This window comes from Sporolactobacillus caesalpiniae, from assembly GCF_040513385.1.
In the GTDB taxonomy this organism is placed as follows: Bacteria; Bacillota; Bacilli; order Bacillales; family Sporolactobacillaceae; genus Sporolactobacillus.
On record NZ_JBEVCB010000024.1, the window covers coordinates 1 to 343 of the forward strand.

A 343-nucleotide genomic window follows, 5' to 3' on the forward strand; every position below is an offset into this window, starting at 1 on the left:
CATTAATTATGTCAATTACGGCATTATGAACCTTGAAAACTGGATAATGAAAGTAAGTAAAGTCAAGAAACATCCAAGACGATCATTGATTTGATCATTAGATCATGAAACTGATCATAAATGTGGCGGATGAGGGACAAGAAGATCGAGAAAGCGCCGTGGCTGAGCACCGAAGTGCGGATTACCTGCATGAGGAGCGCAAGTCACAAGCTGACGAAGAGATTCGCTGTTCATCATCCGTCAGTGGTTAAGTTTTAAAGAGCGCACGGTGGATGCCTTGGCACTGGGAGCCGACGAAGGACGGAACGAACTCCGATAAGCTCCGGGGAGCTGTAAGTAAGCT

General features: G+C 46.1%; 1 protein-coding gene and 1 rRNA gene. Both read left to right on the plus strand.

What is annotated here, in order from left to right:
* Positions 1–104 precede the first annotated feature (104 nt).
* Positions 105–251 carry a hypothetical protein gene (locus ABWW58_RS17135; protein WP_353870255.1) on the plus strand — a complete coding sequence of 49 codons (147 nt, stop codon included), beginning with the start codon at positions 105–107 and terminating at the stop codon, positions 249–251.
* Positions 246–343, plus strand: a 23S ribosomal RNA gene (locus ABWW58_RS17140); the annotation flags it as partial. The genes ABWW58_RS17135 and ABWW58_RS17140, both read left to right, overlap by 6 nt.

What these genes read in the sequence shown, in the direction of transcription:
- ABWW58_RS17135 (WP_353870255.1), top strand. Translation starts at nt 105, where the DNA reads ATGAAACTGATCATAAATGTGGCGGATGAGGGACAAGAAGATCGAGAA.